The sequence below is a fragment of the uncultured Tenacibaculum sp. genome (assembly GCF_947495995.1).
Classification (GTDB): Bacteria; Bacteroidota; Bacteroidia; order Flavobacteriales; family Flavobacteriaceae; genus Polaribacter.
In genome coordinates, this window is the sequence record NZ_CANMAX010000008.1 from 14142 (window position 1) to 39796 (window position 25655).

Here is a 25655-nt window from a genome sequence, read left to right on the forward strand (position 1 = left end):
AATTATTCGGTTTCTATACTCTTATAAGCAGTAATAATCTTTCTTACCAATCTGTGTCTTACTACATCTTTATCGTCTAAATAAATTTGTCCAACACCTTCAATATTTTTTAAGGCTAATAAAGCTTCTTTTAAACCAGAAACTTGTTTACGAGGTAAATCTATTTGTCCAGGATCACCAGTAATCACAAATTTTGCATTTCTACCCATACGAGTTAAAAACATTTTCATTTGTGCATGTGTAGTGTTTTGTGCTTCATCTAAAATCACAAAGGCATTATCTAAAGTACGACCACGCATAAAAGCTAATGGAGCAATTTGAATTGTTCCGTTTTCGATATAAGCTTGTAATTTTTCCGAAGGAATCATATCACGTAAACCATCATATAATGGTTGCATATAAGGATCTAACTTTTCTTTTAAATCTCCTGGTAAAAACCCTAGATTTTCACCCGATTCAACAGCAGGACGTGTTAAAATAATTCGTCGAACGTCTTTTTCTTTTAATGCTTTAACTGCTAAAGCTACCGCAGTATAGGTTTTACCTGTTCCTGCAGGACCGACAGCGAATAATAAATCGTTCTCTTTCATTAATTGAACCATTTTACGTTGATTCTCTGTTTGTGGTTTAATTATTTTACCACTTACCCCATGAACTAGAATATCACTTTTATCGCCAAACTTTCTTTCGTCTTCTTCTTTACCATTAGAAGTTAAAATACGTTCAATGCTATTTTCATCTAACTTATTATATTTATTGAAGTACTTTATTAAACGTTCTAATCGTTTTTCAAACTCGTCTAAAATTTCAGGATCTCCATATACTTTTAATTGATTACCTCTAGCTACAATTTTAATTTTAGGGAAATAACTTTTTAATAAGGAAATTGTACTGTTTTGTGCTCCAAAGAATTCTTTAGGATTAATTTCCGTTAGTTCAATTACTCTTTCGTTCAAATGCTATAATTTTTAATTTTATTATGTTTAAATGTAGTAATTATTTTATTCATTTATGTAGCTTTGCCTTAAATTTCATTAGAGTTTTTCACAAAATAATTAACAATTAAAGCATTACATGTCGCTAATTACTTTAACTACTGATTTTGGCCTTAAGGATCATTTTGTTGGTGCTGTTAAAGGTGAAATATACTCTGAGTTACCTGAAGCAAGAATTGTAGACATTACGCATCATATTACTCCTTTTAATATTACTGAAACTGCGTATATATTAAAAAATGCATACAAGAGTTTTCCTAAAGGAACAATTCATATTATTGGTGTTGATTCTGAGTTAAGTATACAGAATAAACATATTGCTTTAGAGTTAGATGGACATTATTTTATTTGTCCGGATAACGGTGTAATTTGTATGATTGCTTCTGAAGTACAACCTACAAAGATTGTAGAAATTAATATTCACGATCATATAGAAACTAGCTTTCCTGTACTCGATGTATTTGTAAAAGTTGCAACTTTTATAGCTAGAGGTGGTAAATTAGATGTGATTGGAAAAGAAATTAAATCGCATAAGAAACTAGTAGAAATTCAACCAAAAGTAAATCAAGATCGTAATCTTATTGTTGGAGGCGTTATTTATATTGATAATTATGGTAATGTAATTAGTAATATCAGTAAAAAAGCTTTTGAAGAAATTGGAAAAGGAAGAGAATTTACTGTTACTGCTAGACGATATACTTTTAAAAAGATATTCAAAAAATATAATGAGATTGTAGATTTTTCTACAGAAGATATTCGCCAGTACGATGGTAATAAACTCGCTTTATTTAATACTGCTGGTTATCTAGAAATTGCTATTTACAGAAGTAATTTAAAAACTGTAGGAGGAGCTTCTTCTCTACTCGGTTTACATTATAGAGATACTATTTCTGTGGAATTTCATGAAGAAGAAAAACCTGATTTCACAACCGTTTAATAGAAAAACTATGTTTGTACGCATTGTTAAAATGAGCTTTCAGCCAGAAAAAATCGAAACTTTTTTAGCTAATTTCGATAAGAAGAAAGAATATATACGAAACTCACCTGGTTGTCGTTTATTAGAATTATACAGAGATAAAACAAAACCTAATATTTTCTTTACTTACAGTTACTGGAATGAAGAACAAGATTTAGAAAATTATAGAAATTCTGAGTTATTTAAATCTATCTGGGCAGAAACTAAAGTTTTTTTTAACGATAAGCCTCTTGCTTGGAGTGTTGATAAAGTTGTAAGTTTGGACTAATTAAATTAGCCTTTGCTAATTCTTTGTATTCCTAAAAATTAAAGCATTTGAAATCAATTTTAAAAAAAGAACTGAATTCATTCTTTGGATCACCAATAGCTTATTTGGTTATTGGCGTATTCTTATTAGTAAATGGTTTATTCCTGTGGGTTTTTAATGATAATTTTAATGTTTTAAATGCTGGTTTTGCCGATTTAAATTCATTTTTCTATTTAGCTCCGTGGTTATTTTTATTTCTAATTCCTGCAATAACCATGAAAAGTTTTGCTGATGAATATAATTTAGGAACTATAGAAATTTTAAAAACCAAACCATTAACGACTTGGCAAATTGTATTAGGTAAATTCTTTGCATCATTAGTATTGGTTCTTATTGCGCTATTACCAACACTTACTTATGTTTACACAATTAGTGAATTGGGAAGTCCTGTAGGAAATTTAGACACAGGAAGTTTATTAGGTTCTTATTTTGGTTTACTTTTTCTTGCAGCTGCTTATACTGCAATTGGTTTATTTACTTCTACTCTTTCTAAAAATCAAATTATTGCTTTTATCCTAGGAATTGTAATTTCATTCTTTATGTTCTACGGTTTCGATTCTATTGCTAACCTATTAACGAGTTCTGATTATTACATTAGAAATTTTGGTTTTAACGAGCATTTTAAAAGTATTAGCCGAGGAGTGATTGACACTAGAGATTTAATTTATTTTGTTAGTATCACATTCATCTTTTTATTCATCACTAAAACACGCTTAGAAAATGAATAAGAATTTAAAACAGATCATATTTGTACTTGTAGGAGTTTTACTTGTAAACATCTTAAGCAACTCTTTTTTCAAACGTTTCGATTTAACTAAAGACAAACGATATACGTTATCTTATATTACCACTAATTTATTAGATGAATTAGATACAGATTTAATTGTAAATGTATATTTAGAAGGAGAATTTCCTTCGGAATTTCAACGTTTACAAATTGAAACACGTCAATTTTTAGAAGAACTAGAAGCTGAAAATAAAAAGGTTCGTTTTCGTTTTATAAATCCAGATGATATTCGTGAAGAGTTAATTAAAAATGGCATGATGCCAAGTCAGTTAACTGTTGAAGAAGACGGAAAACTTTCTGAAGCTATTATTTTCCCTTGGGCTGAATTGTTCTACAAAAATCGTTCTCAAAAAATATCATTATTACCAAATACTTTAGCTAAAACTCAAGAAGAACAACTAGAAAATGCCGTTGCTTCTTTAGAGCATTCTTTTGCAAATGGAATTCAACTTATCACACAAGAGCAACCTAAGACTATTGCATTATTATCAGGAATTGGTCAGCTTGAAGATATAAAACTATATAGCTTCTTAAGTGAATTAGGTCAGAAATACAGGCTTGCAAAATTTACGTTAGACTCTGTAAAAAATGATCCTGAAAAAACATTAGCACAATTAAAGAAATTCGATTTATCGATTATTGCTAAACCAACAAAGAAATTTACCGCTCAAGAAAAATTGACATTAGATCAATATATTATGAATGGTGGTAAAACTTTATGGATGATCGATAATTTAAGTGCAGATACAGATAGTTTATACAATCAAGGAAAAATGTTAGCGTTTCCTAGAGATTTAAATTTGACAGATCTTTTATTTAGTTATGGAGTTCGAGTTAACAATAAATTAGTTCAAGATTTAAATGCATCTAAACTTACTTTAGCTGCTGGAAATGCTGGAAATCAAACTCAATTTGAAAACTTTAGTTGGTTTTATCATCCTTTAGTGATTGGAAATCCAAATCACCCAACTACAAAAAATGTACTTCCAATCCGTTTACGTTTTGCAACTCAATTAGACACACTTCAAAAAAATATCAAAAAGACACCTTTACTAGTCAGTTCTATTTTGACAAAACTTTCTGGAACTCCTAAAATTATTGAGTTAGAAAGTATTACAGATGAACCTAAGCAAGAAGAATATGCTGCTGGAAGTCAGTTATTAGCTGTTTTATTAGAAGGTGAATTTGAATCTGCATATCGTAGCCGAACTAAACCTTTTGATTCTAAGAGTTATATTGAAAAATCTATTCCAAATAAAATGGTTGTTATTGCAGATGGAGACATTGGTAAAAATCAATTATTAAAGGGTAAACCTTACGATTTAGGAGTTGATAAATGGACTCAAGAGCGTTTTGGGAATAAAGATTTTCTCGTAAATACTATTGATTACCTTTTAGATGACAACGGGTTAATAGATTTAAAAAATAAATCTGTTCAACTTCGAGTTTTAGATAAGAAAAGAGCGTACAAAGAAAAGAGCTTTTGGCAATTGTTTAATATTGCTTTACCTATTTCTCTTTTATTAGCATTCGGGTTTGTTTTCAACTATTTAAGAAAGAAAAAGTATCAATAGTACTTATAACTTTTTTTACCACACTTACGATTCTGTACAAAAGGGTTTTCATTAATTTTATGTAGTTTTATAAAAAAATGAAAATGAATCATCGTATAAAGCTCACCATTTTTATAGCTACAATTTTCTTTTCTATTAATTGTCAAGCTATTTTTCAAAAGAAAAAACAGCTTAATTACCAAATAATGGCGAAAGAAAACATAAGACTTCTTTTTAAATATCTCACACTTGGCGATAATATTAAGACACAAGAATTATTAAGTAATGATATATTAATTTCTGGCTATGGTAAAGATAGGGTTGATGAAATAATTAAAACTATTTCTAATAATGTAGAGTTATCCAAAAATTACAGTTACAAAGCCATTAAAAAAATCAACAATAAGATTAAGGTAAGATTAAAAATGGAATCTCATAAAAACGATTTCACGTTTACTCTAAATGAATCGGGAAAATTTTCTGAAATAAATATTATAAAACTTAAACACATTTCAGATAATAGCAAAGATCAAAAAGATCTAGTTCCATCAAATTCAATACCTTTTGAACTTTTTCGTAATTATATTGTTTTTAAGGTAAAAATAAAAAATCGTTTGTTAAATTTCATGCTTGACACTGGAGCTGAAATAACATTAATTGATAAAAAAGTAGCCCAAAATTTAAATCTTCCAAATAATGGAAGAATTACATACAATGGAGTTTCAAATAATTCTGGTGGTTATATTACAACTATAAATAACTTAAAATTAAGTGATCAAATTACTATCAAGAACTTAACCACAGGAACTGTTGATTTATCAAAAATCTCTGATTATTTTGATACTAAAATAGACGGAATAATTGGATCTCAACTATTATCTTCATTAGTTATTAAAATAGATTTCAATACAAAATCTATGTCTTTTGCTAACACTATTTCTAATTTTAACACACAAGGTTATAATACATTCTTTTTTTCCACTAAAGATGGTATTCCTGAAATTAATACCACAATGAAATTAGAAACTGGGAAAGTAATTAAAGGAAAAATGTCTATTGATACTGGATATGGAGGAAATTTCTTTTTAAGTAGAAGGTTTGTTAAAAAAAATAAGATTTTATCGAAATTAGAACCCAAAAAAGAGAAAACTGGTACTGATATTGGAGGGCATCATAAAACCTTTTTAACTTCAGTGGCTTCTATGAGTTTCCTAAACGAAACTTTTAACGATGTTCCTACTCTTTTTTCAAAAAGTAAATTAGGAAAAATGGGATTAATAGGTAATAGAATTATATCTAGATATAATTGGGTTTTTGATTATAAAAAAAACAAAGCTTATTACAAACGAAACAACTTTTACAGTAAACCCTTTCAATATTTGTGCACACCTTTTTTCATAGTTAAGAAAAAAAATAAACTCCTTTTTATTGATGTAGATAAAACAGATAAAAGTCAGATAAAAAATGGTTATGAGGTTGTCTCCGTTAATAAATTTAAAACAATAGAAAAAATAAGAGAGTTAATACATACTGAAAATATCGAATTGAACATCATCTATTTGGATGGAAAAGGTCATGAAAAAAATCTTGTATTTCGTACTAAACGGATAATTTAGAATCTCTTTTTGTTATACTAACAGTTTTTTTCTTGTATTATTTTAATCCTAATCAACCCGTAACACAAGATATCATATGCTTTTGCTTTTCAGTATTTAACAACCTTCATCACAGCAATTATCATCTTTTACTAACTTACAAGTAGCAACAGCTAATAATGCTCCAATAATAGGTGCAACGATATATAACCATAAATGCTCTAAATGTCCAGAAACTAAAGCTGGTGCTATAGAACGAGCAGGATTCATAGAAGCTTTGGTTATTGGTCCAGCAAACATTGCTTCTAGCAAAACAACTCCACCAATGGCAATACCAGCCATCACCCCTACTTCTTTACTTCCAGTAGAAACATTAATAATAGTAACCATTAAAAAGAATGTAAGTAATAATTCTAGTACAAAAGCCCGCATAGCGTCTGTTGAAGGAATGGTTGCTCCATAAAATTCACTTTCAGGAAACAAAAACAACAATAACAAACTGGCTGCTACTGCTCCTAAAATTTGAGCTACAATATATTTCGGTACTTCTTTCCAAGGAAATTTCTTTGCATAAGCAAAAGATATAGAAACAGCTGGATTAAAGTGTGCTCCAGAGATTTCACCAAAAGCATAAATCATTGCCATAACTATTAGCCCCCAAGTAATTGCTATACCAACATGACCAATAGATCCGTTCGTTACTTCGTTGATTGTCATTGCTCCAGTTCCGCAAAAAATAAGTGCGAAAGTTCCTACAAATTCTGATATGTATTTTTTCATGACAGCAAAGATACAATCTCGTATTTTAAGTTTTTGTTAACATTTATCATTTCATTTAGCCGTAATTTTATGAAATACAAAAACAAACTTTTATCAACATGAAAAAATTACTTTTAAGCTTATTTGTAGCTTCGCTAACTTTATCAAGTAATGCACAAATTAAGACACCTCAACCTAGTCCTTCTGCTAAATTAGAGCAAACAGTTGGTTTAACTGAAGTTAAAGTAGAATACTCTAGACCAGGTGTTAAAGGAAGAAAAGTTTTTGGAAATTTAGTTCCTTATGGAAAATTATGGAGAACTGGAGCTAACAAGAATACTATTGTTACTTTTAGTGATGATGTTACTATTGGTGGTAAGGCATTAAAGAAAGGTTCTTATGCTATCTTTACTAAGCCAGGTGCTTCTTCTTGGGAAGTAATGTTCTACAGCGATACTAACAACTGGGGAACTCCAAGAAAATTTGACGATTCTAAAGTTGCTTTAACTACAACTGCTAAAGTTGAAAAAATGCCAATGACTATTGAAACATTTACAATTACTATTGATGATGTTAAAAATGGTTCTGCTGTTTTAGGAATTTTATGGGAAAACGTTTATGCTGGTATTAAGTTTGACGTTCCAACTGATAAAGCTGTTTCTGCTAGTATTGATCAAGTAATGGCTGGACCTGCTGCTAACGATTATTATGCTGCTGCATCTTACTATATGGATGAAGGTAAAGATATCGCTAAAGCACAACAATGGATTGACAAAGCTGTAGAAATGACTAACGACAGACCTCGTTTTTGGTTCTTACGTAAGCAGTCTTTAATCCACGCTAAAGCTGGTGATAAGAAAGGTGCTATTAAAGCTGCAAAGGCTTCTTTAATGCATGCTGAAAAAGCTGGAAATGAAGATTATATCAAATTAAATAAAGACTCTCTTAAAGAATGGGGAGCTTAATATATCTCAATTAAATTAAAAGTATAAACTCGAATTCATAGAATTCGAGTTTTTTTATTTTCTAAGAATATGTTTCAAAAATTTTGATAAAGGACTTTTCTTTATCTTGAAGCGTTGATAAAAACGTTGTGGATTGTAATATTTTCAACAGATTTACTTCCTCCTAAGCTATAAAAGATTATATAAGACTTTTTATTAATTATAGAATTAACAACATAGTAATCTTCTTGACTAAATTTCTTCTTGTAAATTCTAACTTGATCTTCTTTTTCTTCAATAACAAAATTTAATGTCTGGTTTAACTGTGAAAACAACTCTTTATTTTGCAAAAAGAAACGCTGTATTTTCTTAGTATTACTACCAAATAAATCTATTTGAGTTTTCTCTATTTTAACATGAGATTTGATATAAATATTATACTCAATTGAAGATAACCAATTGTCGTAACTCTTATTGACATTATAGCTATTTACTCCATCAAAAAATTGATATTCATTAATTTCTTTATACATACATAGTTTTATAAACTAATATATTATTCGAAATACTTTCGAAGCTAATTGTATGTAGAATTTACAGAATAATACTATTCTCCTATATTCTCAATGTTTAATTCTGGATTTTCTTCTGAAGGATTGATTCCTTGAATTATAGATGCAATAAGCATAACTAATCCGCAACCTAAAGCGTTTAGCCATAAATAAGGCAATAAATCTATATACCAAACTATAACTATTATAATTTGCGTGATTATTGCGGCTATAAAAACGGAATTTGATTTTACAAACTTGAAGAAAAATGCTAGTAAGAATATTCCTAATACATTTCCGTAGAATATTGATCCGATAATATTTACTAATTGAATTAAATTATCGAACAAGTTCGCCACACAAGCCACTAAAATTGCCAAAATACCCCAACCTAATGTAAACCATTTCGACATACTTACATAGTGTTGGTCGCTTTTCTCTGAAGTTACATTTCTTTTATATAAATCTATTGCAGTTGTTGAAGCTAAGGCGTTTAATTCTGACGCTGTTGAAGACATTGCTGCAGATAAGATAACTGCTAGTAATAAACCTATTAAACCTTTGGGTAAATTATTTAAAATGAAATGGATAAAAACATAATCTTTATCATTAGTTTCTACATCTTTATCTGCTTCATTAATTAATAATTTAGCCTTTTCTCTTATCTGTTTATCCTGTTCATTTAATTCTTGTAATCTAGCTGTATTATTTTCTGTTATTCCGTTTTCTAACATACTTCTTTTTACAACTTCAATTACTTTATGTTCTTCTTCAAGAGCTTTATATTGATCTACATATTCTGATTTAGCTATTGCTTCTTGAGCTTTCGGATTAAAGTTTAATGGCGAGTTATTAAACTGATAAAAAACAAATACCATTACCCCTACCAATAGAATAAAAAATTGCATTGGTACTTTTAATAATCCGTTAAAAATAAGACCTAACTGACTTTCACGAACCGATTTTCCTGAAAGGTAACGTTGTACTTGACTCTGATCAGTTCCGAAGTAAGATAACATTAAAAACGTACCACCTAAGAAACCTGTCCAAACCGTGTAACGATTATTTAAATCCCAAGAAAAATCTAATACTTTCATTTTGTCACTTGCTCCTGCAATCTTTAATGCTTCAGAAAAAGTAATTCCATCTGGTAAGTATTGTAAAATAAGATAAAACGCAATAAACATACCTGCAAAAATGATAGCCATTTGCTGTTTTTGCGTAACACTTACAGCTTTTGTACCTCCACTAACTGTATAGATAATTACTAAAAGTCCGATAATAATATTTAAGGTGATTAAATCCCATCCTAGTACAGCCGATAAAACAATAGCAGGTGCAAAAATGGTAATTCCTGCAGCTAAACCTCTTTGAATTAAAAATAAAATTGCTGTTAATGTTCTGGTTTTTAAATCGAATCTGCTCTCTAGATATTCGTAAGCAGTGTACACATTAAGTTTGTGATAAATTGGTATAAATACCAAACATATAATTACCATGGCTATCGGAAGACCAAAGTAAAATTGAACAAATCCCATTCCACTATGAAATGCTTGTCCTGGTGTAGATAAAAAAGTGATGGCACTAGCTTGTGTTGCCATAACAGACAAACCGATAGTCCACCACTTTGTGTCGTTTCCTCCTTTAATATATTGTTCTACATCTTTACTTCCTCTTGTTTTCCAAGTTCCATAAAGCACAATAAACAATAAAGTTATTGATAGTACAATCCAATCTAAAGTTTGCATGAGAATGTTATTTGGTATATATGTTTGTAATAATTAAAAAGAAGACAATGTACACTAAATTTGCTAACAAAACCATTGTGTACTCTTTTTTCCATATATACTTTTTTCCCATGTGTTTAATTCTTTAGTTATTAATTGTTGACTGGTTTTTCAAAAAAACTATCTGCTAAAGGCGCTTGACTTACTGATGCTGAAGAGAATGCAATTGGATCTCTTGCTGGTTCACTTGGTACACCTTTATCATCTTTTTTGTACCAAGTTATAGATTTTGGTAAAATAAAACCGTTAACATTTTCCCAATCATTATATCTGATTAAGCTAACCTTCTCAGAAGGCTCTTTTGTAAAGTAAGTTACCGTATATCCTAACCATTCCATTTGCTTGTTTTCTGGGTTAAAATAAATAAAATAATTATCATCTGGAGAAGTACCTACATTTGATCCATAAGAAATTTTATAACCTGGATATTTTACTCCTTCAAACTCAATTGGATCAACTTCAGAATATGTAATTCCATCGTCAGCTAAAACAAAAGGCATCGCATAAAAGTAGAAATACAAGTTGTAATAAAACTTAGGATTACTAGTAAAAGCTGTAGAATCTTTTTGGCTTAACCAAACATCTTTCCCATTAAAACCTAAAGAAAAATTTTCTCCTTGTACTAATGTTTTTCTTGTATGAAGATCAATAGTGTGGTCTTGCTTATTTACGTTGTAAGACATCGTTTTAGCTTTTCGCCACTTATCGATACCTCCATGTTTTTCAAAAACTTCACCTAAAGCTTTCGGAAAGTTATCTTCCTTTTTTACTTCTTGCTTTGGCTGAGTTTCAACTTCTTTTTTTGCTTCTTGTTTACACGACATTACAACTAATGATAATGCCGAAAGTAAGATTAGTTTTTTCATTTTTTGATATAGTTTATCCTACTTAGTCGTAGTATGTTTTTAAAATTACATAATTTCTTTTTTTTCTTTACATGAATACTTCTTTTTAGATACAAAACTCTAACTTTTATTTAATCTTAAGTCATACTTTTTTAGGTATCATTGTTTATTTAACCTCTTATTTTAAATCAATGAAAACAACAAAAAACTATGTAAGCTACTTATTTGTATTATGCGTTTTATGCATTTCTTGTAATGATGAAATTCTTACTGAAAATTCTGAATTTACTCCCACTTTATTGGATAGACAAAATGAAAAAACAGATCATCAAATAGCTATTCACTATGCTCCTGTATTTTTTCAAGATGTTGATACTACAGATGGATTATGTAGAAACCAATCTAAAAGTGGATCTGCAGATTGGATTACGGCTGTAAATTATGATGGAGACTGGAATACTAAAAACAATTGGGAAAATATGGTTTCTGGTAGAGATAACGGAAAGCTTATTCCGTATGTATACTATTATGTGACTTATACCAAAACACATTACTTCATTTTATACGCTGTATATCATCCGAGAGATTGGACAGATGTTCCTTTTTTATGCTCTTTAGATTCTCATGAAAATGACATGGAAGGCATTCTTATTACTGCAGACAGAAAAGAAAATGGAGAATTTGGTGATATTATAAATGCACAAACCATTTGGCATTCTTCTATTTACGATTATAATAAAAATGAGATCTTATTAGAAGATAAACAACCACAACTTTATATAGAAGCTAAAGGCCACGGAATGCGAGCTTATCAAGGTTCATCAGATAAAGACGGTTCTTACATTAAATATTATTACAATGGTCAACCAGGTGTGAGTCCAGATAAGAATTCAAGAAATTTACCACAAAATATCAACTATAACCTTATTGCTTTAGAGAATAGTTTATGGCTTCAAAGAAATAATCCTTTAACTTTCGCTGGAGCTTCTTTTGTTGGAGATAATGGTAATGGAGATAACCGAGCGAATGCTCCTTGGGGATGGAAAGGTGGAGATATTTGTAAAAATCCAGCTAAGTTTTTAAAAGACAAATACAATTGGACTAATTTTTCTACTGATTATTTGAGTGATTTACCTATCAGATAAATAAGAAAAGCCTCATGCAACTAAAACATGAGGCTTTTAAATTTTTGGAAATTTGCTTCAGAAGTATTAATTAATATTCTTCATCTGTCAAAGTTTTCATGAATGCAATTACAGCATTAATCTCTTTTTTGGAAAGCTTAAGATTATCGAATGGTAAAGTTTGATAATCATTAGCAATTCCCAAACCTGCTCCTCCACCTTTATTATAGAAATCCATTACTTCCTCTAAAGTAGTATACACACCATTATGCATATAAGGAGCTGTTTTTGCTATATTTCTTACTGTGGGCGTTTTAAAGAAATGTTTACGCTCTTCAGTTTTAAAAATATTATACCTTCCTAAATCTTCAGAAAGTTTAGCATTTATAGTATCTGTAGTTTGTGGAACTCCAATAAACTCTAACTCTGTATCCTTATAATTCGGAGGCACAGTTCCGTTAAAAACAGGAGCAAAATGACAAGTAGCACATAAAGCTTTCCCTGTAAATAAATTAAACCCTAACTTTTCTTCTTCTGTAAGTGTGTTTTCTTCTCCGCGGATATTTCTATCAAACTTTGAATTGAACTTATTTAAAGTTCTTATGTACGAAGCAATCGCGTGACGAATATTAAAATCTAAACGCTTGCTTGCATATAAATCTTGAACTTTTTGTTTATATAAATCGTTCTTTAATACTCTAGACACAACAGAATCCATAGTCATGTTAAATTCATTGTGATTTTTAACTACACCTACAACTTGACCTTCTAGACTTCCAGCTCTAGAATCCATAAAAAAACCTCTTTGATAAGCTGCATAAGCTACTGTTGGTGTATTTCTGGTTTGATTTCCATCAAAAGTTTTTCTTCCGTCAGTAAAAGCTAAATCTTTAACATGACAAGTAGCACAAGCCATATTATATTCTTTAGAAAGCGATGTGTCGTTAAACAATTCTTTTCCAAAAGCTACTTTCTGATCAATTTTTGTAGTGTCGCTTAGATGATCAGAGAAATAATCCATATTAATTGCATCATCAGAAAACAAATACGTCATATCGTTAGATAATGCCATTTCAAAAGGAAATTTCACTTTCCAATCTTTTTGGATCTCAACTAATAACTTTAACTGTTTATTGATATGATTCTTTATAAAGCTGAAACGATCAAAAGTTTCATAATCGTGTTTTAAATCTTGTTGTGCAGCTTCTATGGATTTTATGAATGCATTCATTTTTTCAGGAGTACTGAATTTAGGAGCATTCGCTTTAATAATATCTGCAATTGTTTTATACGTTAAGGCACTTTCATTTAATGATTCATTTAAAACAGGTGAATCAAATCCAGTAATTCCTGTAGTTGCTATTCTAGTAATTTGATCTCTAATTAACCAAATAATATGATAATCTTTTAGATTTAAAGCCACATTACCTTTTACTAATTTTAACCTTGCACTAGTTACATTAATAGCTCTATTTAAAGTTTCAGCATCTATTTCATCTTCATATAAGTTTTCTTCTATAACCTGAAAACCTATTGGTGTCATTATTTTAGTGTCTTTACTTTCTTCTCCTTTAACCTGAATGATATTTGGAGCATTTAATGACTTATAATTATTTCTATCTGTATATGCTAAAATTGGTTCTAACAGCTTAAAATACTTTCTTGCAACAGCATATAATTCTTTTTGTTCTGGTAAAGATTTACCTTTCATTTGATCTAAACTTTCAAAAGATTTTGTCAAATGATTTACATATAACGTTGTTAAATCGGCAGATAGTCCTTCAACAACTTTATACTCTTTTTGTTCTTTTTTACATGCTATTGTCAAAAGCAAAAGACATACACAAAGGTATGCCTTAGCTCGACTTAATATGTCTTTCATATTTTATCTTTCTAATCCAGTTACTACGTGTAATACAGAACCTTCTTTTCTTCTACTTAAATCTGGGTTAGCCATTGGATCTGTAAATGAAGTTCCGTCAGCTGGTTCCCATCCGTGATTTTGAGTAATTAATAAGAATGTATTCTCTCCGTTGTTAGCTAAATCAGTAACATCGATCATACCTGTAATTTCCCACATTCTATCTGCAGCACCATATCCTTGAGCAGCAGCAGCTACTTGATCACACTCTAAAACAACTTTTAATTCTCCAGTTGTTAAGTTATATTGGTATAATCTAGCATAGTGTAATTTATTTCCTGTTGGAGTAATTGCTGGATCTTCTTGAATATAAGCGTAGTTTTCTGTAACTAAAATGTTATCTGGAGAAAGGAATTCTTGAGCTTTTCCTCCTACTACATCACCATCTAAAACACAAGTGATTTTTCCAGCACCAGTTGGATCAGTACCATTCATTGTTACTTTGTAGATACGTCCAGAAATTGTTCCTTTACCTACTAAGTCTGGCTTATCTCTACCAGTTACAGCAAAATAAATTTCTCTGTTGTTAGTAGCAGAACCTCTTCTCCAGTCGATATCTTCTAAACGAGAGAATCCCATAACTCCTTTAGCTTTACATTCAGCATCTAAAGCAGCGATTTCAGTTTCAACTAACTCAACGAACTCAACATCATATTCAGTTCCTTCAGCCATGTCAACTTCATAATCAACTCCAGCAGTAGTAACTCTTAATCCGTATAATTTACCAGTTGATAAATCTCCTTGATCACCAACATACATACCTAAGTGACCAGATGGCACAAAGTTATCTCCTTGATCATCTCCAATAAAAACAACAGTTTTTCCTGGGAAAGCATCTTTATGTAATGCAACAGCGTTTTCAGTAGACCACTGCCCTAAAGCTGGTAACATGTTTGGCGTACTAGCATCTGTAGCTGGCCTGTATGGATTTGTAGCGAAAACTCCTTTTGAAGATCCTCCCCACTCACCTCCAGATAAGTATAATGGTCCGAAACCATGTTCTTCTGGAGTAATCATAGAACCTGAACACTGAGCAGTTTCAGCAGTTGCAGCAGCATTTAAGATGTACTCACCTTTAGCTGGTTTTAAATCTTTAGTTAATGTAATTCTAGCAATTGAATAATCTGCTTCGATATTGTTAATTAAAGTAAAAGTACCATTACCATTCTTTAATAAACCAGCACCATCTGCCATAGATCCATAAATAAAATCTGGAGCACCTGGAATTACATCTTCAGAAGATAAAATTGGTGTTACTGAAGCTGAAGCAAATTCACTTCTTAATTTTAAAAAGTTTGGAGTTATTGACTCGTTTAAGAAAGCAGTTGCGTTCTGACCATCGGCACCATCTGCACCGTCTTGACCATCCTGTCCGTTTTGACCATTTAACCCATCTACTCCGTTTTCCCCATCTTGACAAGAATAGAAGGTAGTAAAAGAAACTGTAAGTGCTAATAAAGCAGCTATACTAAGTTTGATTTTTTTCATTTTAGTCCTTATTTAGTTTTGTTAATTAATATTTACCGTGCAAAACAAGGACACACATTTAAAGTTTTGGTGATGCCTATTTTAATTTCTTTTTAATAAAAAGTTACCTACATCAAGTAAACTTTAATAATTAGATTTGTTATAAATAAGTGCATTTTACATAATTATATATAAAAATAAAGACCGTTTGTTTATGAAAAACAAACGATCTCAACAAATCTTTAATTATTTAATATCAAACGGTTAACCATGCGTTTAACATCCAAACTGTTTTTTCTTGTTCAGATATAAAATCACTCATCATTGCATTTGTTCCTTCGTCATTTGCATCGTCTGATGTTTCCAGTATGTTACGCTCAATGTTAAGTAATGCTGTTAATGAATTCACTACTAAAGCAATAGCTTTTTCATCATTACTTATACTTTTTCCTACCGGAACTGTACTATTCTTAATATAATCTTCAAACGTATGTAAAGGTTCTCCTTGTAATGTTAAAACACGTTCTGCTATTAAATCTATCTTTAATTGAGCATCGGTATACAGTTCTTCAAACTTGGTATGCAATTCGAAAAAGTTTTTTCCTTTAATATTCCAATGCAATCCTCTTAAGTTTTGATAGTATAATTGAAAGTTAGCTAATAACTCATTTAATTCTTGTACTAACTTTTCTGATTTTGTTTTATCTAATCCTATTATTGTTTTATCCATAATTCTTGTAAGTATTTACCACAAAATTATTCGAAAATAAACTGAATCTTCTATCAACATAATTGATAGTTTTAATATATTTATCGAAAATTATTATAGAATGACTATAACACAGTTAAAATATACTTTATCTGTTGCTGAACATAAGAACTTTACAATTGCCGCTGAACATTGTTTTGTTACACAGCCAACGTTAAGTATGCAAATTCAAAAACTAGAAGAAGAGCTTGATGCTAAGATATTTAACCGTTCAAAGAAACCTATTGAACTTACACCAGTTGGACAAAAAATAGTAGAACAAGCTAAAGTTATTGTTGATGAAAGTAATCGAATTATAGATATTGTTCATCAACAAAAAGGATATATAGGTGGTGAATTTAAATTAGGAATTATACCAACTGTAATGCCTACTTTATTACCAATGTTCTTAAAAAACTTTACAAGAACATATCCTAAAGTTCAATTGATTATTGAAGAATTAACTACAGATGAAATTATACGCAAATTAACTGATGGTTATATTGATGCTGCCATAGCTGCAACACCTTTAGGAAACGAAGCAATTAAAGAACGTGTTTTATATTACGAACCATTTGTAGGTTTAATTCCAAATGAACACCGTTTATTTTCTAAATCAAAATTAGACGTTGAAGATTTAGAGCTAGAAGATGTTTTACTTTTAGAAGATGGACATTGTTTTAAAAACAGTGTGATCAACTTATGTAAAATGAATAAAAAAGATGATGAAAAGAAGTTTCATTTAGAAAGCGGAAGTTTCGACACACTTATTAAACTTTCTAAAGACGGTTTGGGTATGACTTTACTTCCTTATTTAAATACTTTAGACTTAAATGAAGAAGACAAAGGTTATTTAAGAGAGTTTAATACTCCGCCACCAGCAAGAGAAGTTAGTTTAATTTATCATAAATCTCAATTGAAAATGCAATTGATTGAGGCTTTAAAAAGTAATATTGACGGAATTATAAGAGGAGCCATTGCTTTTAGCGATGTTGAAATTATAAGTCCGATTAGAAAATAAAAAAGGAAGCTGAAAAGCTTCCTTTTTTATTATTCGTACATTTTTTCTCTCAGTTCTTTAACTTTAGGATCATCTAAATATTCATCAAAAGACGAATACTTATCTATAACTCCATTTGGAGTGATTTCTATAATTCTATTAGCAACCGTTTGAGCAAACTCGTGATCGTGAGTTGTAAATAAAACAGTTCCTTTAAAATTAATTAATGAGTTATTTAACGACTGAATAGATTCTAAGTCTAAATGGTTTGTTGGCTCATCTAACATTAAAATATTAGCTCTAGTCATCATCATTCTAGACAACATACAACGTACTTTTTCACCTCCAGATAATACATTACTTTTCTTTAAAGCTTCTTCTCCAGAAAAAATCATCTTTCCTAAGAAACCACGTAAAAATACTTCTTCACGCTCTTCTTCAGTTTTTGCATATTGTCTTAACCAATCTACTAAGTTTAATTCTCCATTTTGGAAAAACTCAGAGTTATCAGCAGGTAAATACGATTGTGTAGTTGTAACTCCCCAGCTATATTTTCCTGAATCAGCATCTTCATTTCCAGCTATAGCTTGGTAAAAAGCTGTAGTTGCTTTTGAGTTTTTAGAAATAACAGCTACTTTATCTCCTCTATTTAAGTTGATATCTATATTAGAAAATAATAACTCTCCTTCAACATCAGTTTTTGATAAACCTTCTACATTTAAAATTTGATCTCCAGCTTCTCTATCTCTTTCAAAAATAATTGCAGGATATCTTCTACTTGATGGTTTTATTTCCTCAACATTTAATTTTTCAATCATCTTCTTACGAGATGTTGCCTGTTTTGATTTAGCAACGTTCGCAGAGAAACGACGGATAAATTCTTCTAATTCTTTCTTTTTATCTTCTGCTTTCTTGTTTTGCTGCGCTCTTTGTTTAGCTGCTAACTGACTAGATTCGTACCAGAATGTATAGTTTCCTGAATAGTGATTAATCTTACTAAAATCAATATCCGAAATATGTGTACAAACAGCATCTAAAAAGTGACGGTCGTGAGATACAACAATTACTGTATTATCGTAATTTGCTAAAAAGTTCTCTAACCAAGCAATAGTTTCGAAATCTAAATCATTGGTAGGCTCATCCATAATTAATACATCAGGACTTCCAAATAAAGCTTGTGCCAATAACACACGTACTTTTTGTTTACCATCTAAATCTTTTACTAAAGAATAGTGTAAATCTTCTTTAATACCTAAATTAGATAACATTGCCGCAGCTTCAGAATCAGCATTCCAACCGTTCATTTCCTCAAATTGAACTTGTAACTCTCCGATCTTTTCAGCATTTTCATCTGAATAATCTGCATAAAGAGCATCAATTTCTTTTTTGATTTTATACAGGTCTTTGTTACCCATTACAACTGTTTCTAAAACAGGATATTCATCAAACGCATAGTGATCCTGTGATAAAACAGACATTCTCTTTCCTGGTTCTAAATGAACATGACCAGAAGTTGGGTCCATTTTTCCAGATAATATTTTTAAGAATGTAGATTTACCAGCTCCATTGGCACCGATAATTCCGTAACAATTTCCCTGAGTAAATTTTGTATTTACCTCATCAAATAACACTCTTTTTCCAAACTGAACTGATAGATTAGAAACTGATAACATTTTTCAATTTTTAAATTTCGATGCAAAAGTATAAAAACTCTGAACTTTTATTGCATTACTTGCTAATTATTATCGATATAAATAGTAGTTTTTTTATGAATATTAACATCGCATTAACATCAAGATTTAACTCTTATTTCTATTTTTGATCGCTGATAATTACAACTTTTCACACAAAATATGATTAAATACTTAGTACCTTTAATTTCGATTTTCTTAATTAGTTGTGCTACTTCGAAGGATGAAAAGTACACCTATTTTGGTGGTAAAATTATACATCCCAAAAGTGATTTTGTCATACTCTACAATAGTAAGATTGAAGTAATAGACTCTATAAAACTTAATAAAGACAATACATTCTCTGGTAAACTTAGTGATATTAAAAGTGGCTTATATTTATTTAGACACGGACCAGAAACTCAACACATTTATTTAGAGCCTCAAGATAGTTTACTCATGCGTTTGAATACTTGGGCATTCGATGAATCTTTGGTATTTAGTGGTAGTAATGCTGAAAAAAATAATGCGCTAATAGAAAACTTCTTAATCAACGAAAAACAAAGAAAAGATTTTTATAAACTTAATAAACTTTCACCTGATCTTTTCTTGGAAGCTGTAGATTCATTAAAAAAACATAAAGATGAATATCTTGAAGAATTTAAAACTAGATCTACTGATATTTCAGAAAATTATATAGATGTATTAAAGATTCTTTTATACTACCCTTTATATTCTAAATTAGAAACTTATGCTATCAACAATAGATTAAAAGATCAACCTGACAGTATAAATGAAAAAAATTTTATTTCACATAGACAAAACATTAGTATCAATGGAGATTCTTTAATCTTTTTCCCTGCATACAAAAAATACGTAGACAATAATATTTATTATGACGTATATGCTAAGAATATTAAAGATGATAGTGATGAATTTACTATTTCTGTTTTAGAAACTGTTAATGATAAGATAGAAGCTGCAGATTTAAAAAACAGATTATTAAAAGAATCTATCATACGCCATTTTTATTCAAAGAAGAGTTGTGGATTAAACAAAAAAGCATACAATCTTTTTAGAGAATTTTCTTCTAACGATTCTGACAAAGATCTTATCGCTAGATTATCATCTGATGTAAAACATATTCAAAAAAATAAACGTTTACCTCAATTTAGTATACATACACCTCAAGGCTCAATAGAAGATATAAAAGATATTATTAAAGGTAATAATACAGTTATATACTTTAGAAATAAAGATATTTCACCTGATAATTGGGTAGCTTCTAGAATGAACTATTTAATTACTAAAAATCCAGAAATTCAATTTTTAGTAGTTAACATCGAGAATCATAAAAATGAATATATCAAGAAATTAGATATAAAACATCAATTTTACCTGAACAAAGAAAGTAATGCTCACGAGTTTCTTAGTAGCAAGTATCCTAGAATGGTTTTAGTTAATAAAAAAGGAATTGTTGTTAATGGTTTTTGTGCTTTATCTTCTAAAAAATTAGAAAAACAAATCACTGAGCTTCATTAATTTATCTTTATATCAGATAATTACTTTTTATTCATTACTTTTGCCGCGTCCAAAAAATTAAATATTATTTTAGAATTCATGGGTAGGGCATCTGTGAATTCGTCTAAATTCACATTATGTCGATTACATTTTCCGATTTAGGTTTAAAAGAACCTATCAATAAGGCCTTAGTAGACTTAGGTTACGTTACTCCAACTTTAATACAACAAAAAGCTGTTCCGCAAATTATCTCTTCAAAAGAAGATTTAAAAGCATTTGCACAAACAGGAACTGGTAAAACAGCTGCATTTAGCTTACCAATTGTTGAACAAGCTGATGAAAACAGCAAGGTAACTCAAGCAATTATCTTATCTCCTACGCGTGAATTAGCGGTACAGATAGGAAAAAACATAGAAGACTTTACAAAGTACATCCCTAAATTAAATGTTACTACTGTTTATGGTGGTGCTAACATTGAACAACAAATTAAGCAATTAAGAAAAGGAGTTCAAATCGTAGTTGGTACACCAGGTAGAACTGTAGATTTAATTAGAAGAAGAGCTTTAAAATTAGATAACGTTAATTGGTTAGTTTTAGATGAAGCTGACGAAATGTTAAATATGGGATTCAAAGAAGAACTTGATAAAGTTCTTGAAGCTACTCCAGACACGAAACAAACGTTACTTTTTTCTGCAACTTTCCCACGTGAAGTAGAAGCTATTGCTAGAAATTACATGCACAATCCTGTAGAAATTACTTCTGGTGAAAAAAATCAGGGTTCTGATAACGTTACACACGAATATTACAATGTTACTGAAAAAACAAGATACGAAGCTTTAAAAAGAGTAGCTGATGTTAATCCTAACATCTACGCTATTGTATTTTGTAGAACACGTAGAGAAACACAATTAATTGCTGATCAATTAATTCAAGACGGTTATAATGCTGATGCACTTCATGGTGATTTATCTCAGAATCAAAGAGATAGTGTTATGGAGAAATTCAGAAAGAAAAACATTCAAATGCTTGTCGCTACAGATGTAGCTGCTCGTGGTTTAGATGTAAATAACTTAACTCACGTTATTAATCATAAGTTACCAGATCAAATAGAAAACTATAACCACAGAAGTGGTAGAACTGGTAGAGCTGGTAATAAAGGGGTTTCTATAGCATTAGTGAATAGAAAAGAAAGAGGTAAATTATCTCCAATTGAACGAATTTTAAAGAAGAAATTTGTTCAAACTCCAATACCAACTGGTAAAGAAATTTGTGAAAAGCAATTGTTCCATTTAATTGATAAAATTGAGCAATCTGAGGTAAACTCTGCTGAAATTGATAGTTTCTTACCTAGCATTTATGAAAAATTAAGTAGTTTTTCTAGAGAAGAATTAATTCAGAAGTTTGTTTCACTTGAATTCAATTCCTTCTTATCGTATTACGAAAACGCTCCTGATTTAAATAAAATTAATGACAGAGGTCGCGATAGAGATAGTTCTTCAGGAAGAGGAAGTAGAATGTCTAGTGATAACATGACTCGTTTCTTTATCAATCTTGGAAGAAAAGATAGATTAAACCCAGCTAAATTAATGGGATTAATTAACGAACAAGGAATTGATAAAAACGTAGAAATTGGTGCTATTGATATTTTAGATACATTCTCTTTCTTTGAGATCGATAATAACTATGAAGCATTTACATTAGAAGCCTTTGAAAAAAGTCGTCCTGAATTTAATGGTAGAAATGTAAACATCGAGATTACTAAAGAAAGAAAAGGAAGAAGAAGATCATCATCTTCAAGAAGACGAAGTGGTGGTTCTGATAGATCTTCTGGAGGTGGAAATAGAGGTTTTGGTAGAACTATAAACAAAAGTAACAACAACTCTTCTGGTCAATCATCTGAAAGAAGACGTAATAACAATCCAAGAAAAAATAGACGTAGATAAACTATCTACTATATAAATATAAAAAAGCCGCTTTAAAAGCGGCTTTTTTATATTTATATATTTTCTATTAGAAATTATAAGTTAATCCAAATTGAAAATAGTCAATTTTTGAACTTACCTCTAAGTTACCAAGCAATGGATCTGCAACATTCACACCACTTGTTCTATTATTCAATCCTAGAGAATATTTTGTTGTTAGTGATATTTTATCGTTAATAACGTATGCACCACCAAAAGCAAGTCCAATACCAAAATCAGAAACCTCTGATTCGTTTCCTAAAAATAAATCAAACGTAGGTCCAGCTTGTAAATTAAATTTTTCTGCAACAAAATATTTGAATAACACAGGCAATGTTAGAGTCTCTGAAGTTTGTGTATTATCGGAATCTCCACTAAATACTTGAGAAAATTGAAGTTCTGGTTGAACATAAAATTTTTTCAGATAAGCCAAACTCTCCATAAAAACCTACATAATATCCAGAAGCACCACTTGATCCAGTACCAAAACCACTTACACTAGCTTTTAAGGTCATATCATGAAATCCTGCAGATACACCATATTTAGAAGATTGAGCGTTTGTTTGTGCTATTTGAAATAATACAAGCACAAGAAAAGATAAAAAAGAAAATCTTTTTTTCATAATTAACAATTTTTAAATTTATTCTGCGCGAAAATATAAAGCAAAAAAGTACGAGCAAATTAATACTCGTACTTTTAAATTTATTGTTTGATTAGAGAATTACTTAGCTACATTTACAGCTCTAGTTTCTCTAATTACAGTTACCTTAACTTGTCCAGGGTATGTCATATCATTCTGGATTTTCTGCGAGATATTAAATGATAATTCAGCAGCTTTCTCGTCATTTACTTTTGTGCTTTCTACCATTACTCTTAACTCTCTACCTGCTTGAATCGCAAAAGCTTTTTGAACACCACTAAATCCGAAAGCAATATCTTCTAAATCTTTTAAACGTTGGATATAACTATCTAAAACTTGTCTTCTTGCTCCTGGTCTCGCTCCTGATATTGCATCACAAACTTGTACAATAGGTGCAATTAAACTTTTCATTTCGATTTCGTCGTGGTGAGCTCCAATTGCATTACAAACATTTGGTTTTTCTCCGTACTTCTCTGCCCATTGCATTCCTAATAAAGCGTGAGGTAATTCACTTTCTGTTTCAGGAACTTTACCTATATCATGTAATAAACCAGCTCTTTTAGCAGCTTTAGCATTTAATCCCATTTCAGCAGCCATAATTCCACAAAGGTTTGCTACTTCTCTCGAGTGTTGTAATAAATTTTGTCCGTAAGAAGAACGATACTTCATTCTACCAACAGTTTTTATTAATTCTGGGTGTAAACCATGAATTCCTAAATCGATTACAGTACGTTTTCCAACTTCTATAATCTCTTGATTGATCTGTTTTTGAGTTTTCTTTACAATTTCCTCAATTCTCGCTGGGTGAATTCTACCATCAGTTACTAACTTATGCATAGATAAACGTGCGATTTCTCTTCTTACAGGATCAAAACAAGATAAAATAATTGCTTCTGGAGTATCATCAACAATAATTTCTACACCTGTTGCAGCTTCTAAAGCTCTAATGTTTCTTCCTTCTCTACCAATAATTCTACCTTTAACATCATCAGATTCAAGATTGAATACAGATACACAGTTTTCTACTGCTTGCTCTACTCCTACTCGTTGAATTGTGTTTAAAATTACTTTTCTTGCTTCTTGTTGTGCAGTCATTTTAGCTTCTTCAATAGTTTCTTGAATAAAGCTCATAGCATCAGTTTTTGCCTCTTCCTTTAATGATGCTACTAATTCTGTTTTAGCTTCATCTGCAGAAAAACCAGAAATCTGCTCTAACATATCAACATGACGCTTGTGTAATTTTTCTACTTCAGATTCTTTTTTATCTAAAAAGTCTAATTTATAATCGTAATCAGCTTCTTTTTTCTCTAAAGATTTGGTAAGTTTTTTGTTTTTGTCTAGTTCAGAAGATACTCGTGATTCTTTATCTCGTATTCTCTTTTCTACATCAGACATTTTCTTTTCTCTAGCTAAAATCACCTTTTCGTGCTCAGATTTTAACTCGATAAATTTCTCTTTAGCTTGTAAGATTTTATCTTTTTTTATAGCCTCAGCTTCTACTTTAGCTTCTTTTAAAATATTCTCTGCTTCTCTATTCGTCTCTCTTAATAATTTGTTGGCTTTAGACTTCTCTAACACCTTCGCCACAATAAAACCAACTATGATACCAACTACTCCTAACAAGATTGGTACAACTAAATCTTCCATATCAATGATTTGATTATATATATTTATTTATAAAAAAAGCCCACATTAGTATGGTTTTATAAACTCCTTAAAAACAGGTTTAGAACTAACTGGTTGATCAAGAATCCGAGTTAACGGCGCGCTTTACTAACCAAGACTCATTCTTTTTAAAGATATAGTGTTGAGTTTATTAAACTTATGTACTAATGTAGGCAGTATCTTACTTACTATGTAATGAACTTATTTTAAATGAGCTGCTAATAAATTAGTTAACTCACTTACTTTTTTTGTTATTTCTTCAGACTCATTTGATGCCTTAATCGTATTAATTTCTAGTTTCGAAGCAAACTGTAATGCACACATGGCCAATACATCTTGTTTATCTGCAACTGCATAGTCTTGCTCAAAACTTAAAATTAGATCGTTAATGTTTTTTGCAGCTTTTCTCATACCCTCTTCCTCTTCTGTTGTATTCACCAATAACGGATATGTTCTACCTGCAATAATTACATTAACTTTTATTTTATTCATTTTAAAGAACTTTTACGAATTCAAGAGGACAATACATTTGTCTATTTCTCGAATTAAAGCATTTATTTTGAGTTTTGTATTTCTCGAATCTTCATTACTGCCTTCCATAGTTTTAGCAACCTTCAATACATCAAATTTTTGTTTTTGATCTTCTAACTGCCTCTGCTTCTCACTCAATAACATTTGGAGCTCTCCATTTTGCTTTAGTAAAACTTCATTCTCTTCTAAAAGAAATTCGTATCTCACTAACAAGTCTTTCAACTTAACTTCCAGTAAATGAATAGCTTCTATAGTATTGCTCATTTAATAGTGAAAATAAACTATTTCTACAAAATTAACAATATCA

The 25655-nt window shown here is 30.2% G+C and carries 24 protein-coding genes and 1 other RNA gene; 10 read left to right on the forward strand and 15 right to left on the reverse strand.

Going from position 1 to position 25655, the window contains the following annotated elements:
• Positions 1–2: 2 nt before the first annotated feature.
• The gene (locus tag Q1A15_RS17170) at positions 3–956 is read right to left on the reverse strand and encodes a PhoH family protein (RefSeq protein ID WP_299626943.1); all 954 of its coding nucleotides are present in this window, start codon (positions 954–956) and stop codon (positions 3–5) included.
• Positions 957–1074: 118 nt separating this feature from the next.
• Here Q1A15_RS17170 and Q1A15_RS17175 point away from each other — a divergent pair, with 118 nt between their 5' ends.
• From Q1A15_RS17175 to Q1A15_RS17195, 5 genes are all read left to right on the forward strand, one after another.
• Positions 1075–1932: an SAM-dependent chlorinase/fluorinase gene (locus tag Q1A15_RS17175; RefSeq protein ID WP_299626946.1), complete on the forward strand. Its 858-nt coding sequence runs from the start codon at positions 1075–1077 to the stop codon at positions 1930–1932.
• Positions 1933–1942: 10 nt separating this feature from the next.
• Entirely contained in the window at positions 1943–2239 is a 297-nt protein-coding gene (locus Q1A15_RS17180; RefSeq protein WP_299626949.1) for an antibiotic biosynthesis monooxygenase family protein, read from the forward strand.
• 47 nt (positions 2240–2286) lie between these two features.
• Positions 2287–3006, forward strand: a complete 720-nt coding sequence (gene gldF, locus Q1A15_RS17185) for a gliding motility-associated ABC transporter permease subunit GldF (protein ID WP_299626952.1) — start codon at positions 2287–2289, stop codon at positions 3004–3006.
• Positions 2999–4639, forward strand: a complete 1641-nt coding sequence (gene gldG, locus Q1A15_RS17190) for a gliding motility-associated ABC transporter substrate-binding protein GldG (protein ID WP_299626955.1) — start codon at positions 2999–3001, stop codon at positions 4637–4639. The genes gldF and gldG overlap by 8 nt, the downstream gene beginning before the upstream one ends.
• Before the next feature lie 83 nt (positions 4640–4722).
• Complete coding sequence (locus Q1A15_RS17195) at positions 4723–6234, forward strand: retropepsin-like aspartic protease (RefSeq protein ID WP_299626958.1); 1512 nt, start codon at positions 4723–4725, stop codon at positions 6232–6234.
• A gap of 96 nt (positions 6235–6330) precedes the next feature.
• On the opposite strand, the gene Q1A15_RS17200 is transcribed toward Q1A15_RS17195, so the two are convergent.
• Positions 6331–6993, reverse strand: coding sequence for an MIP family channel protein (locus Q1A15_RS17200; protein ID WP_299626961.1), 663 nt, complete (start codon positions 6991–6993; stop codon positions 6331–6333).
• Between the two features lie 98 nt (positions 6994–7091).
• Here Q1A15_RS17200 and Q1A15_RS17205 point away from each other — a divergent pair, with 98 nt between their 5' ends.
• Positions 7092–7937, forward strand: coding sequence for a DUF2911 domain-containing protein (locus Q1A15_RS17205; RefSeq protein WP_299626964.1), 846 nt, complete (start codon positions 7092–7094; stop codon positions 7935–7937).
• Between the two features lie 101 nt (positions 7938–8038).
• On the opposite strand, the gene Q1A15_RS17210 is transcribed toward Q1A15_RS17205, so the two are convergent.
• The 3 genes from Q1A15_RS17210 to Q1A15_RS17220 form a co-directional block, all read right to left on the reverse strand.
• Positions 8039–8449: a hypothetical protein gene (locus Q1A15_RS17210; protein WP_299626967.1), complete on the reverse strand. Its 411-nt coding sequence runs from the start codon at positions 8447–8449 to the stop codon at positions 8039–8041.
• A gap of 74 nt (positions 8450–8523) precedes the next feature.
• Positions 8524–10215, reverse strand: coding sequence for a sodium:solute symporter (locus Q1A15_RS17215; RefSeq protein ID WP_299626970.1), 1692 nt, complete (start codon positions 10213–10215; stop codon positions 8524–8526).
• A gap of 131 nt (positions 10216–10346) precedes the next feature.
• Positions 10347–11120 (reverse strand): DUF6503 family protein, encoded by a 774-nt coding sequence (locus Q1A15_RS17220; protein WP_299626973.1) that lies wholly within the window; start codon positions 11118–11120, stop codon positions 10347–10349.
• A 170-nt stretch (positions 11121–11290) separates the two neighbouring features.
• Here Q1A15_RS17220 and Q1A15_RS17225 point away from each other — a divergent pair, with 170 nt between their 5' ends.
• The gene (locus Q1A15_RS17225; protein WP_299626976.1) at positions 11291–12244 is read left to right on the forward strand and encodes a hypothetical protein; all 954 of its coding nucleotides are present in this window, start codon (positions 11291–11293) and stop codon (positions 12242–12244) included.
• 70 nt (positions 12245–12314) lie between these two features.
• Here the strand turns inward: Q1A15_RS17225 and Q1A15_RS17230 are convergent, their stop codons facing one another.
• The 3 genes from Q1A15_RS17230 to Q1A15_RS17240 all read right to left on the reverse strand — a co-directional run bounded on the left by Q1A15_RS17230 (position 12315) and on the right by Q1A15_RS17240 (position 16341).
• A complete protein-coding gene (locus Q1A15_RS17230; protein ID WP_299626979.1) occupies positions 12315–14105 on the reverse strand; it encodes a cytochrome c peroxidase in 1791 nt (596 codons plus the stop codon).
• A 3-nt stretch (positions 14106–14108) separates the two neighbouring features.
• Complete coding sequence (locus Q1A15_RS17235; protein WP_299626982.1) at positions 14109–15632, reverse strand: alkaline phosphatase PhoX; 1524 nt, start codon at positions 15630–15632, stop codon at positions 14109–14111.
• 235 nt (positions 15633–15867) lie between these two features.
• Entirely contained in the window at positions 15868–16341 is a 474-nt protein-coding gene (locus tag Q1A15_RS17240; RefSeq protein WP_299626985.1) for a Dps family protein, read from the reverse strand.
• Positions 16342–16441: 100 nt separating this feature from the next.
• Between Q1A15_RS17240 and Q1A15_RS17245 the strand changes: the two genes are divergently transcribed.
• Positions 16442–17380: a LysR substrate-binding domain-containing protein gene (locus tag Q1A15_RS17245; RefSeq protein WP_299626988.1), complete on the forward strand. Its 939-nt coding sequence runs from the start codon at positions 16442–16444 to the stop codon at positions 17378–17380.
• Positions 17381–17409: 29 nt separating this feature from the next.
• On the opposite strand, the gene Q1A15_RS17250 is transcribed toward Q1A15_RS17245, so the two are convergent.
• On the reverse strand, positions 17410–19032 hold the full coding sequence (locus tag Q1A15_RS17250; protein ID WP_299626991.1) for an ATP-binding cassette domain-containing protein: 1623 nt from the start codon (positions 19030–19032) through the stop codon (positions 17410–17412).
• A gap of 180 nt (positions 19033–19212) precedes the next feature.
• Here Q1A15_RS17250 and Q1A15_RS17255 point away from each other — a divergent pair, with 180 nt between their 5' ends.
• Together Q1A15_RS17255 and Q1A15_RS17260 are read left to right on the forward strand one after the other, a co-directional pair.
• Complete coding sequence (locus Q1A15_RS17255) at positions 19213–20571, forward strand: hypothetical protein (RefSeq protein WP_299626994.1); 1359 nt, start codon at positions 19213–19215, stop codon at positions 20569–20571.
• A 116-nt stretch (positions 20572–20687) separates the two neighbouring features.
• Positions 20688–22493 carry a DEAD/DEAH box helicase gene (locus tag Q1A15_RS17260; protein ID WP_299626997.1) on the forward strand — a complete coding sequence of 602 codons (1806 nt, stop codon included), beginning with the start codon at positions 20688–20690 and terminating at the stop codon, positions 22491–22493.
• Between the two features lie 67 nt (positions 22494–22560).
• Here the strand turns inward: Q1A15_RS17260 and Q1A15_RS17265 are convergent, their stop codons facing one another.
• The 6 genes from Q1A15_RS17265 to Q1A15_RS17290 all read right to left on the reverse strand — a co-directional run bounded on the left by Q1A15_RS17265 (position 22561) and on the right by Q1A15_RS17290 (position 25612).
• The gene (locus Q1A15_RS17265; RefSeq protein WP_299627000.1) at positions 22561–22953 is read right to left on the reverse strand and encodes a hypothetical protein; all 393 of its coding nucleotides are present in this window, start codon (positions 22951–22953) and stop codon (positions 22561–22563) included.
• Positions 22886–23134: a hypothetical protein gene (locus Q1A15_RS17270; RefSeq protein ID WP_299627003.1), complete on the reverse strand. Its 249-nt coding sequence runs from the start codon at positions 23132–23134 to the stop codon at positions 22886–22888. The genes Q1A15_RS17265 and Q1A15_RS17270 overlap by 68 nt, the downstream gene beginning before the upstream one ends.
• A 99-nt stretch (positions 23135–23233) precedes the next feature.
• On the reverse strand, positions 23234–24799 hold the full coding sequence (rny, locus tag Q1A15_RS17275) for a ribonuclease Y (protein ID WP_299627006.1): 1566 nt from the start codon (positions 24797–24799) through the stop codon (positions 23234–23236).
• Positions 24800–24859: 60 nt separating this feature from the next.
• A non-coding RNA gene (ssrS, locus tag Q1A15_RS17280) (6S RNA) lies at positions 24860–24965 on the reverse strand.
• Between the two features lie 53 nt (positions 24966–25018).
• Positions 25019–25309 (reverse strand): cell division protein ZapA, encoded by a 291-nt coding sequence (locus Q1A15_RS17285; RefSeq protein ID WP_299627009.1) that lies wholly within the window; start codon positions 25307–25309, stop codon positions 25019–25021.
• 12 nt (positions 25310–25321) lie between these two features.
• Positions 25322–25612, reverse strand: a complete 291-nt coding sequence (locus Q1A15_RS17290; protein WP_299627012.1) for a hypothetical protein — start codon at positions 25610–25612, stop codon at positions 25322–25324.
• Positions 25613–25655 lie beyond the last annotated feature (43 nt).

Coding starts and splice junctions, on each gene's coding strand:
- Q1A15_RS17175 (WP_299626946.1), top strand. CDS start 1,075: ATGTCGCTAATTACTTTAACTACTGATTTTGGCCTTAAGGATCATTTT.
- Q1A15_RS17180 (WP_299626949.1), top strand. CDS start 1,943: ATGTTTGTACGCATTGTTAAAATGAGCTTTCAGCCAGAAAAAATCGAA.
- gldG (WP_299626955.1), top strand. CDS start 2,999: ATGAATAAGAATTTAAAACAGATCATATTTGTACTTGTAGGAGTTTTA.
- Q1A15_RS17195 (WP_299626958.1), top strand. CDS start 4,723: ATGAATCATCGTATAAAGCTCACCATTTTTATAGCTACAATTTTCTTT.
- Q1A15_RS17200 (WP_299626961.1), bottom strand. CDS start 6,993: ATGAAAAAATACATATCAGAATTTGTAGGAACTTTCGCACTTATTTTT.
- Q1A15_RS17205 (WP_299626964.1), top strand. CDS start 7,092: ATGAAAAAATTACTTTTAAGCTTATTTGTAGCTTCGCTAACTTTATCA.
- Q1A15_RS17210 (WP_299626967.1), bottom strand. CDS start 8,449: ATGTATAAAGAAATTAATGAATATCAATTTTTTGATGGAGTAAATAGC.
- Q1A15_RS17215 (WP_299626970.1), bottom strand. CDS start 10,215: ATGCAAACTTTAGATTGGATTGTACTATCAATAACTTTATTGTTTATT.
- Q1A15_RS17220 (WP_299626973.1), bottom strand. CDS start 11,120: ATGAAAAAACTAATCTTACTTTCGGCATTATCATTAGTTGTAATGTCG.
- Q1A15_RS17225 (WP_299626976.1), top strand. CDS start 11,291: ATGAAAACAACAAAAAACTATGTAAGCTACTTATTTGTATTATGCGTT.
- Q1A15_RS17230 (WP_299626979.1), bottom strand. CDS start 14,105: ATGAAAGACATATTAAGTCGAGCTAAGGCATACCTTTGTGTATGTCTT.
- Q1A15_RS17235 (WP_299626982.1), bottom strand. CDS start 15,632: ATGAAAAAAATCAAACTTAGTATAGCTGCTTTATTAGCACTTACAGTT.
- Q1A15_RS17240 (WP_299626985.1), bottom strand. CDS start 16,341: ATGGATAAAACAATAATAGGATTAGATAAAACAAAATCAGAAAAGTTA.
- Q1A15_RS17245 (WP_299626988.1), top strand. CDS start 16,442: ATGACTATAACACAGTTAAAATATACTTTATCTGTTGCTGAACATAAG.
- Q1A15_RS17250 (WP_299626991.1), bottom strand. CDS start 19,032: ATGTTATCAGTTTCTAATCTATCAGTTCAGTTTGGAAAAAGAGTGTTA.
- Q1A15_RS17255 (WP_299626994.1), top strand. CDS start 19,213: ATGATTAAATACTTAGTACCTTTAATTTCGATTTTCTTAATTAGTTGT.
- Q1A15_RS17260 (WP_299626997.1), top strand. CDS start 20,688: ATGTCGATTACATTTTCCGATTTAGGTTTAAAAGAACCTATCAATAAG.
- Q1A15_RS17265 (WP_299627000.1), bottom strand. CDS start 22,953: ATGGAGAGTTTGGCTTATCTGAAAAAATTTTATGTTCAACCAGAACTT.
- Q1A15_RS17270 (WP_299627003.1), bottom strand. CDS start 23,134: ATGAAAAAAAGATTTTCTTTTTTATCTTTTCTTGTGCTTGTATTATTT.
- rny (WP_299627006.1), bottom strand. CDS start 24,799: ATGGAAGATTTAGTTGTACCAATCTTGTTAGGAGTAGTTGGTATCATA.
- Q1A15_RS17285 (WP_299627009.1), bottom strand. CDS start 25,309: ATGAATAAAATAAAAGTTAATGTAATTATTGCAGGTAGAACATATCCG.
- Q1A15_RS17290 (WP_299627012.1), bottom strand. CDS start 25,612: ATGAGCAATACTATAGAAGCTATTCATTTACTGGAAGTTAAGTTGAAA.